At 66.8% G+C, this 15,396-nt stretch carries 14 protein-coding genes; 10 read left to right on the top strand and 4 right to left on the bottom strand.

Annotated features, from left to right (window positions below; genetic code table 11):
- The first annotated feature begins 45 nt into the window (after positions 1–45).
- From TZ53_RS21020 to TZ53_RS20985, 8 genes are all read left to right on the top strand, one after another.
- Positions 46–588 carry a hypothetical protein gene (locus TZ53_RS21020; RefSeq protein ID WP_044662594.1) on the top strand — a complete coding sequence of 181 codons (543 nt, stop codon included), beginning with the start codon at positions 46–48 and terminating at the stop codon, positions 586–588.
- Positions 585–2,912 (top strand): DUF2460 domain-containing protein, encoded by a 2,328-nt coding sequence (locus TZ53_RS21015; protein WP_044662593.1) that lies wholly within the window; start codon positions 585–587, stop codon positions 2,910–2,912. Before TZ53_RS21020 ends, TZ53_RS21015 begins: the two co-directional genes overlap by 4 nt.
- Complete coding sequence (locus tag TZ53_RS21010; protein ID WP_044662592.1) at positions 2,909–3,727, top strand: DUF2163 domain-containing protein; 819 nt, start codon at positions 2,909–2,911, stop codon at positions 3,725–3,727. The genes TZ53_RS21015 and TZ53_RS21010 overlap by 4 nt, the downstream gene beginning before the upstream one ends.
- A gap of 8 nt (positions 3,728–3,735) precedes the next feature.
- Positions 3,736–4,095 carry a hypothetical protein gene (locus TZ53_RS21005; protein ID WP_044663184.1) on the top strand — a complete coding sequence of 120 codons (360 nt, stop codon included), beginning with the start codon at positions 3,736–3,738 and terminating at the stop codon, positions 4,093–4,095.
- Between the two features lie 8 nt (positions 4,096–4,103).
- A complete protein-coding gene (locus TZ53_RS21000; RefSeq protein ID WP_044662591.1) occupies positions 4,104–6,299 on the top strand; it encodes a phage tail protein in 2,196 nt (731 codons plus the stop codon).
- Positions 6,300–6,332: 33 nt separating this feature from the next.
- Positions 6,333–6,836: a DUF2793 domain-containing protein gene (locus TZ53_RS20995; protein WP_044662590.1), complete on the top strand. Its 504-nt coding sequence runs from the start codon at positions 6,333–6,335 to the stop codon at positions 6,834–6,836.
- 190 nt (positions 6,837–7,026) lie between these two features.
- Positions 7,027–8,103, top strand: coding sequence for an OmpA family protein (locus TZ53_RS20990; RefSeq protein WP_044662589.1), 1,077 nt, complete (start codon positions 7,027–7,029; stop codon positions 8,101–8,103).
- Between the two features lie 363 nt (positions 8,104–8,466).
- Positions 8,467–9,015 carry a superoxide dismutase family protein gene (locus tag TZ53_RS20985; RefSeq protein WP_044662588.1) on the top strand — a complete coding sequence of 183 codons (549 nt, stop codon included), beginning with the start codon at positions 8,467–8,469 and terminating at the stop codon, positions 9,013–9,015.
- 31 nt (positions 9,016–9,046) lie between these two features.
- Here the strand turns inward: TZ53_RS20985 and thpR are convergent, their stop codons facing one another.
- Complete coding sequence (gene thpR / locus TZ53_RS20980; protein ID WP_044662587.1) at positions 9,047–9,595, bottom strand: RNA 2',3'-cyclic phosphodiesterase; 549 nt, start codon at positions 9,593–9,595, stop codon at positions 9,047–9,049.
- Between the two features lie 120 nt (positions 9,596–9,715).
- Between thpR and TZ53_RS20975 the strand changes: the two genes are divergently transcribed.
- Positions 9,716–10,453 carry a Bax inhibitor-1/YccA family protein gene (locus TZ53_RS20975; RefSeq protein ID WP_025548846.1) on the top strand — a complete coding sequence of 246 codons (738 nt, stop codon included), beginning with the start codon at positions 9,716–9,718 and terminating at the stop codon, positions 10,451–10,453.
- Positions 10,454–10,523: 70 nt separating this feature from the next.
- On the opposite strand, the gene TZ53_RS20970 is transcribed toward TZ53_RS20975, so the two are convergent.
- The 3 genes from TZ53_RS20970 to TZ53_RS20960 form a co-directional block, all read right to left on the bottom strand.
- Entirely contained in the window at positions 10,524–11,153 is a 630-nt protein-coding gene (locus TZ53_RS20970; RefSeq protein WP_044662586.1) for a glutathione S-transferase family protein, read from the bottom strand.
- A 216-nt stretch (positions 11,154–11,369) separates the two neighbouring features.
- Positions 11,370–13,688: an ATP-dependent Clp protease ATP-binding subunit ClpA gene (gene clpA / locus TZ53_RS20965; protein WP_044662585.1), complete on the bottom strand. Its 2,319-nt coding sequence runs from the start codon at positions 13,686–13,688 to the stop codon at positions 11,370–11,372.
- 157 nt (positions 13,689–13,845) lie between these two features.
- Positions 13,846–14,043 (bottom strand): DUF1192 domain-containing protein, encoded by a 198-nt coding sequence (locus tag TZ53_RS20960; RefSeq protein ID WP_044662584.1) that lies wholly within the window; start codon positions 14,041–14,043, stop codon positions 13,846–13,848.
- Between the two features lie 97 nt (positions 14,044–14,140).
- Here TZ53_RS20960 and TZ53_RS20955 point away from each other — a divergent pair, with 97 nt between their 5' ends.
- Positions 14,141–15,157, top strand: a complete 1,017-nt coding sequence (locus TZ53_RS20955) for an NAD(P)H-quinone oxidoreductase (protein WP_044663183.1) — start codon at positions 14,141–14,143, stop codon at positions 15,155–15,157.
- Positions 15,158–15,396 lie beyond the last annotated feature (239 nt).

Raw genomic sequence — 15,396 nt, 5'->3', positions numbered from 1 at the left:
CCCTGAAGGGAGGGGCTTTTTCTTTTCGGTTGCGAGGTGAGAGGGATGGACGAGGAGATCGACAATCTGGTCGTGCGGGTGCGGGCGGACAGGCAGGGTTTTGCGCGGGATGTCGAGGCGATGCGGGGGGAGCTGGAAGGGCCTCTTGCGACGGGAGCGGAGCGGGCCGGGCGGCGGATCGAGCAGGGGTTGTTGCGGGCAGTGCGGACCGGGCGGTTCGGTTTCGAGGAGCTGAAGGCCATTGCGCTGCGGGTGCTGGACGACATTGCGGCCAGCGCCTTGCGGGCCGGGATGAACGGCATCGGCGGCGATGGCGGGCTGATCGGGCTGGCGGCGTCCGCCTTGGGCTTGCCGGGGCGGGCAACCGGCGGGCCGGTGGCGCCGGGGCGGGCCTATGTCGTGGGAGAGCGGGGGCCCGAGGTCTTTGTGCCCACCGCGAGCGGGCAGGTTGTTCCCCATGGCGGTGGTGGCGCGCGGGATGTGCGGGTGAGCATCGCGGTGCAGGGGCAGGGGGCGGATAGCGCCCGATTGCTGGCGCGCAGCGCGCGGCAGGTGGCCCGGGCGGTCAGGGGGGCGATAAGCGGATGAGCAGACTGGCTTACTGGCTGGCCGATGCGCGGCGGGGGCAGGAGGCGCGGTTCATGAAGCGGTTCGCGCCGACGCACTGGACCGTCAATTTTCCCCGGCCGATGATGGCGAGTGTCGTCACCACCGCGCCGGACGCGCTTCGGGTGGATGCCGTCTTTTACGGGTCCGGGGATCTGGCGGGGCTGATCTGGGAGGCGGAGGACAAGTGGAGCCATGCCCTGCTGGCCTATGAGACGGATCGGGATTTTCGCGATTGCGTGCTGCGCTTCCGCTGGCGGAGCGGAGGGCTGCGGCGGCTGGACCAGACGCATGGGCCGACGCTGACCATCGAGGGGAGGGACGCGGCGGGGCATGCGCGGGCCTGGTATGTGCGCTTGTGGAACTATGCGAGCGGCGGGCCGGAAGATGCTGTGATCACACTGGATTTTTCCGCGATCAGGAGCGGATTCCTGTTGAGCGAAGGGGAAGAGGTCTGGGCAGGCGATGTGGACCGGATGTTCATCTCCCTCGCCGCGCCCGGTTACGATGCGGGGAGCGCCGCCTTTGCCGGCGGGGTCGAGGGGTGGTGCGAGCTTTCCGACATGGGCTGCGACGGGGCCGGGTCGGTGCTGCGCGTGGGCGATGCGGTGCTGCCCGAACATGGGCTGTCGATGGCGACCGGCTATGACGACTGCTTCAACCAGACGCCGGAGCGGATCGTCGCGTCGATCCATGCGCTGGGCTATCGCGGGGACATCAACCATTATGTCGGGATGAGCCATTATTTCCGGCTGGAACCGCTGGGCGGCGGATTTTACATCAGCCTGGCCGGCGGGGTGCTGAACGCGCCCTGCGCCGCCTGGCATGCCGATTTCGCGCGGCGGGCGAAGGCGCTGGGGCTGGGGGTGATCTGGTCGCTTTCCTATGAATTGTTCGACGAGCACTGCTGGAACGACTGGAAGCAGCGGGCGGAGGATGGTTCTCCCGCGCTGACGGGCTGGTCGCCGCCCTCCACCCTGCTTTCCCCTGCGCATGACGGGGCGATGAGCTATTTGCGGCTGGTGGCAGGGGCCTTTGTTTTCATCGGGTTGGCGGCTGGACTGGAGATCGGATTTCAGGTGGGCGAGCCCTGGTGGTGGGTGATGCCTGCCGACGGGCGCATCTGCCTGTATGACGATGCGGCGCGGGCGGCGTTCGGGACGGCGCTGGTGTCGATCCCGGATGTGCGGGGGACGCTGAGCGCCGGGCAGAAGGCGTTGCTGAACCGGGCGGGCGAAGTGCTGGCGGCATCGACGGCGGCGCTCTGCGCCTGGGTGAAGGGGGTGGCGCCGGGGGCGGTGACGCATCTGCTCGCCTATCTGCCCACGGTGCTCGATCCGCTGGCGCCGGAAGCCAAGCGGGCGAACATGCCGTTGGGATGGGCGTCGCCCGCCTTCGATGTGCTGCAACTGGAAGATTATGACTGGGTGACGCAGGGACGCGAGCGGCTGACGGCGCGGGGCGTCGAACTGGCGGTGGAGCGGCTCGGCTATCCGGTCGAGGCGCAGCATTATCTTTCGGGCTTCGTGCTGCGCGGGGAGGATGCCGCGCAATGGCGGGAGATCGCGGCGGCGGCGGATGCGGCGGTGCGGCGGGGGACGGCCGCGACCTTCATCTGGGCGCTGCCGCAGGTGGCGCGGGACGGCTTCACCTGCTTCAGATTGAATGGGGAGGAAGATGTGCAAGCCTTTGACGATGTGTCCTTTCCTTTGGGCGTCGGACGGGAGGCGAGTGTCGCGCCGGCCTTTTCGACGCAGGTCGTGGAGAGCGTTTCGGGGCATGAGCGGCGCAGCAGCGACTGGGCGAATGCGCGCCTGTCCTTCGATGCCGGGCCGGGCGTGCGGTCGGAGGCGGACATGGCGGCGCTGATCGCCTTCTTCCGGGCGCGGCGGGGCGCGGCGCGGGGGTTCCGGTTCAGCGATCCCTTCGATGACCGCAGTTGCGGCATGGGGGAGGCGCCGGGGCCGCTGGACCAGCGGCTGGGGCTGGGCGACGGGGTGCGGGCGGAGTTTCCCTTGCAGCGCTTCTACGGCGCGGGCGAGGAGGCGCAGGCGCGGCGGATCACGCGGCCGGTGGCGGGGACCATCCGGGTGGCCGTGGACGGCGTGGAGATGGTGGGCGGCTGGAGCCATGCCGGGCTGGGCATGATCGCCTTCGATGTCGCGCCCGCCGAGGGAGCGGTGCTGACGGCCGGTTTCCGCTTCGACGTGCCGGTGCGCTTTGCCGAGGACCGGCTGGACATCAACCGGGCGACCTTCGCGGCGGGCGAGGCGCCGTCGGTGCCATTGGTGGAGATCAGGGAATGAGCGGGCTGGAAGCGTTGGAGAAGCCGCTGGCGACGCTGGCCTTTTGCTGGCGGATCGAGCGGCGGGACGGGGTGACGATCGGGCTGACGAGCCATGATCGCGATCTGGAGATCGGCCATCTGCTCTATCGCGCGGCGCCGGGGATGACGCCTTCCGCCGTGCGCAGCGGCATCGGGGTGGAGGGCGCGGACAGCGATGTCGAAGGCGCGCTGGTGGCGGATGCGATCAGCGAGGCGGACCTGATAGCGGGGCGCTGGGACGGGGCCGGGCTGGAGTTGCGGCTGACCGAGTGGGAGGCGCCGGGCGATCTGTGGCTGCTGCTGGCGCGGGGGGAGATCGGGGCCGTGACGCGCAAGGCGGGGGCTTTTTCAGCAGAGCTGGTGGGCGCGATGGCGGCGCTGAAGGCTTCTGTCGCGCCGTCCACTTCGCCGGACTGCCGGGCTGCGCTGGGGGACAGGCAGTGCCGGGTCGATCTGGCCGGGCGGCGGCGCGTGGTGGCCGTCGGCGCGGTGGAGGATGCGGTGGCGAGCGTGGCCGGGCTGGAGCCGGGGGCCTACGCCTTCGGGACGCTGCGCTGGCTGACCGGGGCCAATGGCGGGATAGTGCAGGGGGTGATCGACAATGGCGCCGAGGATGTCGGCCTGGCCGATCCGCCGCCCTTTGCGGTGGAGGCGGGCGCGCTGGCGCTGCTGACCGAGGGGTGCGACCGGCGGTTGGCGACGTGCGTCGGCCGGTTCGGCAATGCGGTGAATTTTCGGGGGGAGCCCTATCTGCCGGGGACGGATTTGCTGACGCGCTATCCGGGGGCGGCGTGAGCGGGGTCGTGGCGGCGGCCCGCGCCTTGGTGGACGTGCGGTTCCGCCTGCACGGGCGGCTGCCCGAGCGGGGGTTGGATTGCGTCGGGCTGGCGGCGCTGGTGCTGGGGCGGGCGGCGCCGGAGGGATATGGGCTGCGGTCCGGGGATGAGGGCCGGGCGGCGGACTGGCTGCGCGCGGCGGGGCTGCGGCGGGTCGATGCGGCGCGCGAGGGCGATCTGGCGCTGGTGCGGCCGGGGCCGTTGCAACTGCACCTGATGATCGTCGTGCCGGGCGGACATGTCCATGCCCATGCGGGCGTGGGGCGCGTCGTGGAGATGCCGGGGCCTTCGCCCTGGCCGGTGCTGGGTTACTGGCGGGCGGAATAGGAGAATCTATGGCGACGATCGTGTTGACCGCCCTTGGCACGGCCATTGGCGGGCCGCTGGGGGGCGCCATCGGCGGGCTGATCGGCAACGCCTTCGACCATGCGGTGCTGTTCAGGCCCAAGGGCGTGGAGGGGCGGCGGCTGAACGAGGTTCAGGTCCAGACGTCGACCTATGGGTCGCAGGTGCCGAGGCTGTTCGGTACGCTGCGGGTGGCGGGAACCGTGATCTGGGCGACGGACCTCAAGGAGACGAGGCACAGGAGCGGCGGAGGCAAGGGGCGGCCCAGCGTCACCAGCTACAGCTATTCGGCGAGCTTTGCCGTGGCGCTGTCGGCGCGGGCCGTGCGGTCGGTGCGGCGCATCTGGGCGGACGGCAACCTGCTGCGCGGGGCGGCGGGGGACTTCAAGACCGAGCTGGGGGCGTTCAGGCTGCATGGCGGAGGCGAGGATCAGGCGGTCGATCCGCTGATCGCGGCAGCGGAGGGCGTGGGAGCGACGCCGGCGCATCGGGGGATCGCCTATGCCGTGTTCGAGGATCTGGCGCTGGCGGATTATGGCAACCGCATTCCTTCACTGACCTTCGAGGTGGAGGCGGACGAGGGGCCGGTCGCGATTGCCGGTCTGGCGGCGGCGTTGAGCGGGGGGATGTTGACCGGCGATGGGCTGGGCGCGGTCGCCGGCATGGCGGCGGGCGGCGCCGATGTGGGCGATGCGCTGGCGCCGCTGGTGGAGGCGTTCGGCCTGGCCTTCGTGGCGGAAGAAGCGGGGTTGCGCCTGCGGGCCGCGGAGGGGGAAGGGACGGCGGGGATCGCGGCGGGGGCGCTGTGCCGGTCGGTCAATGGGCGGGCGCTGGACGGGTTCGAGCATGCGGGCGGCGCGGCGGACAGCGTGCCGGCGGCCTTGTCGGTCCGTTATCATGATCCGGCGCGCGACTATCAGGCGGGTGTGCAGCGTATCGGACGGCCGGGGCCGGGACGGCTGGAGCAGGGGGTGGACCTGCCGATGGTGCTGTCGGGCGAGGAGGCGCGGTCGCTGGCGGCGCGGAAGCTGGGGATGGCCTGGGCGGGGCGATCGACCATGACGCTGCGCTGCGGGTGGGATGCGCTGCGCCATGCGCCGGGCGATGTCGTCGCGGTGGAAGGCGTGCCGGGCCGGTGGCGGATAGAGGAGCGCGAATGGGAGGCGATGGCCGTGCGCCTCGCCTTGAGGCGCTTGCCGGGGGCGGGCGCCGCGATGCCGCCGGGGGCGTCCTCCGGCGCGATGGTGCGGCAGGCCGACACGCCGCATGGCCCGACCACGCTGATGCTGGCCGATTTGCCCATGATCAGGGAAGGGGCGGCGGCCGCTCCCCTGATCGTGGCGGCGGCGAGCGGTGGCGAGGCGTGGCGCGGCGCGGCGCTTTTCGTGGTCGGTGCGACGGGGGAGGCTTCGCCTGCCGGGCGGACGGCCGGCCGCGCCGTGATGGGGCGAACGGACAATGGACTGGCCGCGGGGAGCGTGACGATGATCGACCGGATCAATGCCCTCCATGTCACTCTGCTGTCGGCGGACATGGAATTGGCGGGGGCGGACGAGGCGGCGCTGGGGCTGGGGCGCAATCTGTGCCTTGTCGGGCGGGAACTGGTCCAGTTCAGCCATGTGGTGCAGACCGGGGCCGCCAGTTTCCGGCTGGAAGGGCTGCGGCGGGGATTGTTCGGAACCGAATGGGCGATGGATTCCCATGGCGAGGGCGAGGCCTTCCTGTTGCTGGAGGAGGACCGGCTGGTCGAGCTTGCCGCTTATGGCGGGGTGGAGATTGGCGGCAGCCTCCATGTCTCCGCGATCGGGGTCGGCGACAGCGAGCCGGCCGATGCGCTGTTGACGATAAGGGGGGAGGCCCTGGCGCCGCCTTCCCCGGTGCATGTCACGGCGCGTGCGGACGGGGATGGCGGCTGGATCGTCGGCTGGACCAGGCGCAGCAGGAGCGGGTGGCGCTGGACCGGCGGGGCCGACGTGCCCCTGGGCGAGGATCGGGAGAGCTATGAACTGCGCCTGTGGGCCGGGTCGACGGAACTGCGCAGGATCGTCACCGACCGATCGCCCTGGACCTATGACGCGGCCGCGGTGGCGGAGGATATGGGCCATTCGGGCGGGCTGGCGGTCGAGATCCGTCAGATCGGCACCTATGCGCTGGGGCGTGCGGCGCGGATCGTTCTGGTCGGCTGATGGGCATTTTCTGAAGAAAAGGACAATCGAATCATGGTGATGGACTCGACGCTCCGTTGGGCCTTGCCCCAGCTTTTCGCCGGGCAGGCGCAGAAGGAGCTGTTTCACAACGAGGCGCTGGCGCGGATCGACATGCTGCTGCATGGCGCGGTGGAAAGCGCCGACCGGGATGAGCCGCCCGCGTCGCCGACGGCTGGCGCCTGCTGGATCGTGGCCGCCGGGGCAGGTGGCGCCTGGGAAGGGCAGGATGGGGCCCTGGCCTGCTGGACGGAAGGGGGATGGCGTTTCGCCGCGCCCCGTGCGGGCCTTTCGCTATGGGTCGCGGACCGGGGGCATGTCATGCGGCATGACGGCGCGCGCTGGGAGGATTCCGCCGTGCGGGCAGATGGCTTCTATGTCGGTGGGCAGCGGGTCGTGGGCGCGGCCGTGGCGGCCGTCGCCAATCCGGCGGGCGGCGCCATAGTCGACGTGGAGGCGCGTTCGGCCCTTGCCGCAATTCTGGGCGCGCTGCGGACACATGGACTGATCGCAAGCTGATCCTGCTGTGACTTTCGCTGTGTCCGCCTTTTACCAGAATTGCCCTTTCGAATTAGGAGCCAACGGAAGGCGACAGGGTTAACTGCGTTATTTTTGCAACAGTTTTGCCAATTGTGGACTTGCCATGAAACTTTCTACCCGATACAGGGTTTCAGCAGTCCTTCGTGACACTTTTGAAAGGGGAATTCAGATGCGGAAGCTTGCCCTCGCGGCTGTGCTTGCGACCAGCGCCCTGGCCACCCCGGCCCTGGCGCGTGACAATAGCTGGTATATCGGTATCGATTCCGGCGTTGTTCTCGTCGAAGATCAGGACATCACCTTCACCCCCGGCAATGGCGGCGCTGCCAGCAACACGGTTGCCGGCGTGGACTACCACAAGGGCTTCGACGGTGACGCCAATATCGGTTATGACTTCGGCGGTTTCCGTCTGGAGGCCGAGGCCGCTTACAAGCGCGCCAAGGTGGATCTGGACAAGAGCGGCTTCGGCGGTTCGGCTTCGGCTCTGTCGTTCATGCTGAACGGCTTGCTGGACTTCGGTCCCGATGACGGCCTGCAGGGCTTCGTCGGCGGCGGTGTCGGCGTTTCGCGCGGCAAGCTGGCCAACGATCTGGTGAACGATTCCGACACCGGCTTCGCCTGGCAGGCGCTGGCTGGCGTTCGCTATCCGCTGACCAACAATGTCGACGTCTCGCTGAAGTATCGCTTCTTCAACCAGGACGACATCAAGCTGATCCCGGCCTACACCACCATCGGTGGCCCCGCCGGCTCGTCGGTCGACACCAAGCTGCGCACCCACAGCCTGCTGCTGGGCCTGACCTACAACTTCGGTGGTGAACCGGCTGCTCCGCCGCCGCCCCCGCCGCCTCCGCCGCCCCCGCCGCCTCCGCCCCCGCCGCCTCCGCCGCCGGTGGCTGAGTGCAGCCCTGGGCCGTACATCGTCTTCTTCGAATGGGACAAGTCGGACATCACGCCTGACGCCGCCACCATTCTGGACAATGCGGTTTCGGCCTACAGCAACTGCGGCAGCGCGCAGGTCATGCTGGCGGGTTATGCGGACCGTTCGGGTTCGGCCTCGTACAACGTCGGCCTGTCCCAGCGTCGCGCCGATGCCGTCAAGGCATATATCTCGTCGAAGGGCATTCCTGACGGCGTGATCACGACCCAGGCGTTCGGTGAATCGAACCCTCGCGTCGAAACCGCCGACGGCGTCCGCGAACTGCAGAACCGTCGCGTGGAAATCACCTACGGTCCGGGTTCGGGTCAGTAAGATTTTCCATCCTTCGGGATGGGAAGGGATTGAGGGGCTGGTCGAAAGACCGGCCCCTTTTTCCATGCGGTTTGTACAGGGAGGGCTGCGAACTCGCCTGTAGCGGGCTTCGGACCAAATCGGGGAAGATGCTGTTCAGGCCCGGCCAGCCTCTGGTGCTGCCAATGGCAATGCGGAAGTTGCGTGCAATGGATTGGCCCCTGGCGAACCCCTGTCTTGCTCGAGCGCCCTTGGAGGAGCGGCTTGTGCCCTCCGGCCCAAAGCATGATCGGGATGAAAAGCGGTGACATTTCGGATCGCTTAGGCAACAAAGACCGTCATGTTGCGTTCGCCTAGCAGCGTTCTTCTCGGAGTTGGTTCATCATGAAAATTGCCGCAATTCTTCTGGCATTGCCGATGGCTGCCCTGGCATCGGCCTGTGCGACCGGGTCGTCGGGGACGGCCCCTGCAAGCGACGCCGCCGCGCCCGTGGCCCATGCGAAGCTGCTGGCCGCGGACGGATCGCCGCGCGGAGATGCGACGGTGACGCAGGCGACCGATGGCCTGCATGTGCTGGTGCGCGCGCAAGGGCTGACGCCGGGCATGCATGCCGTGCATATCCACGGCACCGGAACCTGTACGCCGCCCGATTTCACGAGCGCTGGCGGACACTGGAATCCCACGGGTCACAAGCATGGCAAGGATAATCCTGCGGGCATGCACATGGGCGATATGCCGAACATGATCGCCGGCGCCGACGGTTCGGGCGAAATGGAATATGTCATCCCCGGCGGGACCATCAGCGGAGGCGCGACGCCGCTGCTGGACGGCGACGGCGCGGCGTTGGTGATCCATGCGCAGGCGGACGACAACAAGACCGATCCTGCCGGCAATGCGGGTGGACGGGTGGCCTGCGGCGCGCTGTCGACCTGAATTCGCCAGGAACGCTTGCGGCAATCGCGTCTTATTCGGGCTCGTCCCTGTCCGCCCTATAGCGTTCGATCAAATGATAGGTCGAGCCGTTCTGGCTGAGATGGCTTTCATAGAGGGCGAACTCATCGACGGTGAATGGGGCGCTTGCCAGGCCGGCATGAAGGGCGATGAAGGCGTCCATCGGGCCGGCCGTGCGTCCGAAGCGGGCGAGGGTGATGTGCGGCAGATAGCTGCGATCGTCCGGTGACAGGCCCGCGGCGATGCAGGCGCGGTCCACTTTCCGATGAAGCCGGGCGAGGGGTGCGCGTGGCTCCATGCCTGCCCAGAGCGCGTTGACATGGCCCTTGCGGTCGAAGCAGCCCACGCCGGACAGTGCGGTCCGGAAGGGCGAAAAGCGGATATTCGCCAGTGCGTCGGCGATGTCATTGGCCTGGTGGCGGTCGACCTCTCCAATGAAGCGCAGGGTGATGTGCAACTGGTCGTCGTCCTGCCAGCGCGCTCCATTGATCCCGTTCATCAGGGCGATGAGGCCGGCGCGGATGTCGGCGGGCGGGCGTATGGCGACGAACAGGCGGTGCATCGCCTTCCTATAGCTGTTTCGCGGCGATAAGTCAGATTGCGCTCGCGGCTTGAATTGGAAGCGCGATAAGCCGATAATGAGGGAACCGGCCGCATGGATGCCGGTGAAGGAGAATATCTCATGGCCAATTGGTCCGATCCGCGTTCCGACGTTGCGGGTTTTGGCGGCACGACCGTTGCGCGCGGGGAGGCGTATGACGCTGGCCTGCGCAGCTATATGCTGTCGGTTTACAATTATATGGCGAGCGGCGTGCTGCTGACGGGCGTCGTCGCCATGCTGTTCGCCTCCAGCGGGTTTGCTTACCAGATCCTGGCCGGACCCGGCATATTGAAATATGTCATCATGTTCGCGCCGCTGCTGTTCGTGATGACGATGAGCTTTGGCATCAACCGTCTGTCGACCTTCGCGATGCAGGCGATGTTCTGGGCCTATGCCGCGGTGATGGGCCTGTCGCTCTCGTCCATCCTGCTCGTCTATACCGGCACGTCCGTTGCCCAGACCTTCTTCGCGACGGCGGCTGCCTTTGCGGGGCTTAGCCTCTGGGGCTATACGACGAAGCGCGACCTTTCGGGTTTCGGCACCTTCCTCATCATGGGTGTTGTCGGTCTGCTGGTCGCCAGCCTCATCAACCTGTTCCTGCGGTCGAGCGCCATGAATCTGGTGATCAGCTTCGTCGGCGTGCTGCTGTTTGCGGGTCTGACCGCTTATGACACGCAGAAGATCAAGAGCATCTATGCCTATGTCGCCGGCACGGACATGATGGGCAAGTCGGTGGTGATGGGGGCGCTGAACCTCTATCTCGACTTCATCAACATGTTCCTGTTCCTGCTGCGCTTCATGGGCAATCAGCGCAACTGAAGACGGCTTTAGCTGAAATAAGGGAAGGCCCGGCGAAGTGGTTCGCCGGGCCTTTTGCTTTGGGGGTGCTTCAGGCGGGCTTCTGCATCTTTGCGATCAGGGCGTTGTCCAGTTCCTTTTGCCGCTTATAGGCCGGGCGCTCGCGCAGGCGCGCCGCATAGGCTTCGAAGACGGGGCGGCTGGGGATCGAACCGAAGCTGAGGCCCCAATCGACCTGCGCTCCCACATAGACGTCGGCGGCGGTGAACCGGTCGCCGCAAATCCAGGCTGGTCCGGAGACGGCGCGTTCCAGGGCATCGATCGCATGGTCGAACGTGCCATAGCCGGCCAGACGCTCGCGGCCTTCGGGAACGGCAAAACCGAGCGCCTTGTTGGTGATGGCGGCCTCCACCGGGCCGGCGGCGAAGAAGAGCCAGCGATAATAGTCGGCGCGACCATCGGTGGCGGGCGCCAGGCCGGCGGCGGGAAAGGCATCGGCCAGATAGGCGCAGATGGCGGCGCATTCGGTCACCACCTTGCCTGCGTGGACGATGGCGGGAACCTTGCCCATCGGGTTGATCGCGAGGTAATCGGCCGACTTCATGCCGACGTCATAATCCAGCACGACCATGTCGTAGGGCTCTCCCACTTCCTCCAGCATCCAGCGGGCGATCTGCCCGCGCGACATCGGATTGGTGTAGAGGGTGATTTCGTTCGACATCGCGACTCTCCCGCATCTGGCTTGAGCCATCCTTGTGCCCGATGGAGAGCAATCCGCAAGTTCTCGCTTCGGCAGGCGGTCCAGCGGTTCGGGAGGCTTGATGCCGGAGGGAGGATCGGCCGTGCTGATCCGTGGCCGGTTTCTTCGGCGCGCCCGAATGATCAAGGGCGACCCCGAGGGGCAGCCCTTGTCATGATTGCCGATGATGGCGCTGTCTTATTTCGCCCGTTCCGCAGGCTTCGACTTGCCACCCTTCTTCCCCTTCTTGGGGGCGGCGGGGGTGATTTCGAAGGCGAGGGCGTCGTCCTTCAGCCGGACATGGACTTCGCCGCCATGCACCAGCTTGCCGAACAGCAGTTCCTCGGCCAGCGGCTGCTTGATCTTCTCCTGCATCAGGCGGCCCATCGGGCGGGCGCCATAGAGCTTGTCATAGCCGCGCTTGGTGAGCCAGGCCTTCGCCTCGTCGTCCAGGGTGATGTGGACGTCGCGGTCGGCCAGTTGCAGTTCCAGTTGCAGCACGAACTTGTCGATGACCCGCGCCACGATCTCCGGCGGCAGATAGCCGAAGGGTACGATGGCATCGAGGCGATTGCGGAATTCGGGGGTGAAGAGCTTCTTCACCGCGTCCTCCTGCGCATCCTCGCGGGTCAGTTCGCCAAAGCCGATGCTTTCCTTCGCCATGTCCGACGCACCGGCATTGGTGGTCATGATGAGGATGGTGTTGCGGAAATCCACCGTCTTGCCGTGGTGATCGGTGAGGCGGCCATTGTCCATCACCTGGAGCAGGATGTTGAACAGGTCCGGATGGGCCTTCTCGATCTCGTCCAGCAGCAGCACGCTATGCGGATTCTGGTCCACTGCATCGGTCAGCAGGCCGCCCTGGTCATAGCCGACATAGCCCGGAGGAGCGCCGATCAGGCGGCTGACCGAATGGCGTTCCATATATTCGGACATGTCGAACCGCTGGAGCGGAATGCCGAGCAGATGGGCGAGTTGCCGGGCGACCTCCGTCTTGCCGACGCCGGTGGGGCCGGAGAAGAGATAGTTGCCGATCGGCTTGTCGGGATCGCGCAGGCCCGCCCGCGACAGCTTGATCGCGGAGGACAGCACCTCGATCGCCCGGTTCTGGCCGAAGACGACGCGCTTGAGGTCGGTGTCGAGCGTTTCGAGAACCGACTTGTCGTCCGCCGAGACGGTCTTGGGAGGGATGCGGGCCATGGTTGCGATGACCTGCTCGATCTCCCTGGGGGTGATCGTCTTCTTGCGCTTGGACGGCACGACCAGCATCTGCATCGCGCCGACCTCATCGATCACGTCGATCGCCTTGTCCGGCAGCTTGCGGTCGTTGATGTAGCGCGCCGACAGCTCCACCGCCGCCTTGATCGCGTCGGGGGTGTATTTGACGTTGTGATGCTCCTCAAAGGCGCTGCGCAGCCCGGCGAGAATCTTGATCGTGTCCTCGACCGTGGGTTCGTTGACGTCGATCTTCTGGAACCGGCGCAGCAGGGCGCGGTCCTTCTCGAAATGGTTGCGGAACTCCTTGTAGGTGGTGGAGCCGATGCAGCGGATCGTGCCGCCCGACAGGGCAGGCTTCAGCAGGTTGGACGCATCCATCGCGCCGCCGCTGGTCGCGCCCGCGCCGATCACCGTGTGGATCTCGTCGATGAAGAGGACCGCGTGCGGCATCTTCTCCAGCTCGGTGACGACCGCCTTCAGCCGCTCCTCGAAATCGCCGCGATAGCGGGTTCCGGCAAGCAGCGCGCCCATGTCGAGCGAGTAGATCACCGCTTCCTTGAGGACGTCGGGAACCTCGCCCTCCACGATCTTGCGCGCCAAGCCTTCCGCGATGGCGGTCTTGCCCACGCCCGGGTCGCCCACATAGAGCGGGTTGTTCTTCGACCGCCGGCACAGGATCTGGATGGTCCGGTCGACTTCGGAAGCGCGGCCGATCAGCGGGTCAACCTTGCCCCGCGCCGCCTTCTCGTTGAGGTTGACGGTGAACTGCTCCAAGGCACTGTCCTTCTTGCCCTTGCTGTCCTGCGCCTTCTTCTCCTCCTCCTGAGCGCCCTTGGTTTCGCGCGGTTCAGGGGCGGCCGTGCCCTTGCCGACGCCGTGGCTGATGTAGCTGACGGCATCCAGGCGGCTCATATCCTGCTGCTGGAGGAAGTAGACGGCATAACTTTCCCGCTCGGAGAAAAGCGCGACGAGCACATTGGCTCCCGTCACTTCATCCTTTCCGGAGGATTGGACATGCAGGATCGCGCGCTGGACCACCCGCTGGAAGCCGCTGGTGGGGGAGGGGTCGCTTGCCCCCTCCACCTTCAGGCTGTCGAGTTCGGTATCCAGATATTGCGTCACCGCGTCGGACAATTCGCCAAGCTCCACGCCGCAGGCCTGCATCACCTTCGACGCATGTTCGTCGTCGATCAGCGCGAGCAGCAGATGCTCCAGCGTCGCATATTCGTGACGACGCTCCGATGCGTGGGTCAGCGCATTATGCAGGGTGGTTTCAAGGGCGGGTGCGAAAGATGGCATGTCTCTTATACTCCTGACCCCCAATGAGGGGCTGTCTTGAACCATATGTCGGCATTGCTCGACGGCGGATCAAGATGGGCATCCTGACCGCCGGAATTGCCAGACTGCCCATGCCCGGTGAGACCCTTGTCGGAGTCGCGTGGGGCGGGGCGCGGGTTCATCGCTTGAATAACGCCTCGGCGCTTGCTTTGTGGTTAACGGCGTTTTCAATCCTGGATCGGGTGCGGGCGATTTCGCCCTGCAGCGCCGCGATGCGCGCTTCGAGATCGGCAACGGACAGCGGACCCAGATCCTGCCGGATCAGCTGGGCCAGAGGATCATCGGCCTTTCGGGGCAGATCGTCTTCCATGTCCATGAATCGCAATGTTGACCCTGCGGGCCAGTCTGTCAATAAGGCCTGCATTCCGCCCGTCGATTTAGGTGCGGTGCAACATCTGCCGCGAGGGGCCGCAATGGCGATAGAGGGCGTGAAGCCGAACGACCTGCCGACGGAAATGACGGTGATCGGCATAGCGGTTCCCGGTGGGCCTGAGGCCCTGGTGCCGCAGCGGCGGCCGGTTCCCGTGCCGGGGCCGGACGAGGTGCTGATCAAGGTGGCGGCGGCCGGCGTCAACCGGCCCGACATGATGCAGCGGCAGGGGAAATATCCGCCGCCGCCCGGTGCGCCGGACATTCCGGGGCTGGAGGTTTCCGGCATCATCGTCGCCGCGGGCGGTAGCGCGGAACTGTTGATCGGCCGGCGCGTCTGCGCGCTTCTGCCCGGCGGGGGCTATGCCGAATATGCGGTGGCGCCCGCCGGCCAGTGCCTGCCGGTGCCGGACGATTATGATCTGGTCGAGGCGGCGGCCCTGCCGGAAACCCTGTTCACCGTGTGGAGCAACCTGTTCGAGCGCGCCTATGTGGTGGAGGGCGATGTGGTGCTGGTCCATGGCGGCACGAGCGGCATCGGCACCATGGCGATCTCGCTCTGCAAGCTGTTCGACATCGGCGTCATCGTGACCTGTGGCAGCGATGAGAAATGCGAGCAGGCGAAGGCCTGGGGCGCCGATCATGCGATCAATTATCGCAGCCAGGATTTCGTCGAGGAAGTGAAGCGGATCACCGGCGGGCGGGGCGTGCAGGCGGTGCTGGACATGGTCGGCGGGGATTATCTGCCGCGCAACATCCAGTGCCTGGCGGAGGACGGGCGCCATGTGTCCATCGCGGTCATGGGCGGGCCCAAGGCGGAGGTCTTCATTCCCGCGATCATGGGCAAGCGGCTGACGCTGACCGGATCGACGCTGCGCCCGCGCTCTGTGGCCTTCAAGAGTCTGGTGGCGGACGAGTTGATGCGGGTGGTGTGGGCTTTCATCGAGCAGGGCAGGCTGCGGCCGGCGATGGACATGCGCTTTCCGCTGGCGGAGGCGGCCGCCGCGCATGCGCGCATGGATGCGGGGGAGCATTTCGGGAAGATCGTGCTGACGGTTTGACGAGGGGGTGGGTCTGATTGGGGGGTAATCGAACACCCGCTTTATCCCTCTCCCTGAGGGAGAGGGCTGCGCAGACTTGGCAGCTTGCTGCCTAGTCGCAGCTGGGTGAGGGGGTTGCGATCCATGGGATCGCGCGGGCCGCAGGCCCGCTTCCCCCTCATCCAAATCAGCCTAGGCTCCTTCGTCGCCAAGGCTTCCTATCCTTCTCCCTCGAGGGAGAAGGAATGTCCTGCACTGGC

The sequence above is a fragment of the Sphingobium sp. YBL2 genome (assembly GCF_000943805.1).
Taxonomy (GTDB): domain Bacteria; phylum Pseudomonadota; class Alphaproteobacteria; order Sphingomonadales; family Sphingomonadaceae; genus Sphingobium; species Sphingobium fuliginis.
This window is presented reverse-complemented; position numbering and strand designations above follow the sequence as displayed.

Bases quoted from the DNA above. Each gene is read 5' to 3' on its own strand.
- TZ53_RS21015 (WP_044662593.1), top strand. From the start codon at position 585: ATGAGCAGACTGGCTTACTGGCTGGCCGATGCGCGGCGGGGGCAGGAG.
- TZ53_RS21020 (WP_044662594.1), top strand. From the start codon at position 46: ATGGACGAGGAGATCGACAATCTGGTCGTGCGGGTGCGGGCGGACAGG.
- clpA (WP_044662585.1), bottom strand. From the start codon at position 13,688: ATGCCATCTTTCGCACCCGCCCTTGAAACCACCCTGCATAATGCGCTG.
- TZ53_RS20975 (WP_025548846.1), top strand. From the start codon at position 9,716: ATGGCCAATTGGTCCGATCCGCGTTCCGACGTTGCGGGTTTTGGCGGC.
- TZ53_RS20960 (WP_044662584.1), bottom strand. From the start codon at position 14,043: ATGGACATGGAAGACGATCTGCCCCGAAAGGCCGATGATCCTCTGGCC.
- TZ53_RS20970 (WP_044662586.1), bottom strand. From the start codon at position 11,153: ATGTCGAACGAAATCACCCTCTACACCAATCCGATGTCGCGCGGGCAG.
- TZ53_RS20995 (WP_044662590.1), top strand. From the start codon at position 6,333: ATGGTGATGGACTCGACGCTCCGTTGGGCCTTGCCCCAGCTTTTCGCC.
- TZ53_RS20955 (WP_044663183.1), top strand. From the start codon at position 14,141: ATGGCGATAGAGGGCGTGAAGCCGAACGACCTGCCGACGGAAATGACG.
- TZ53_RS20990 (WP_044662589.1), top strand. From the start codon at position 7,027: ATGCGGAAGCTTGCCCTCGCGGCTGTGCTTGCGACCAGCGCCCTGGCC.
- TZ53_RS20985 (WP_044662588.1), top strand. From the start codon at position 8,467: ATGAAAATTGCCGCAATTCTTCTGGCATTGCCGATGGCTGCCCTGGCA.
- TZ53_RS21000 (WP_044662591.1), top strand. From the start codon at position 4,104: ATGGCGACGATCGTGTTGACCGCCCTTGGCACGGCCATTGGCGGGCCG.
- TZ53_RS21010 (WP_044662592.1), top strand. From the start codon at position 2,909: ATGAGCGGGCTGGAAGCGTTGGAGAAGCCGCTGGCGACGCTGGCCTTT.
- thpR (WP_044662587.1), bottom strand. From the start codon at position 9,595: ATGCACCGCCTGTTCGTCGCCATACGCCCGCCCGCCGACATCCGCGCC.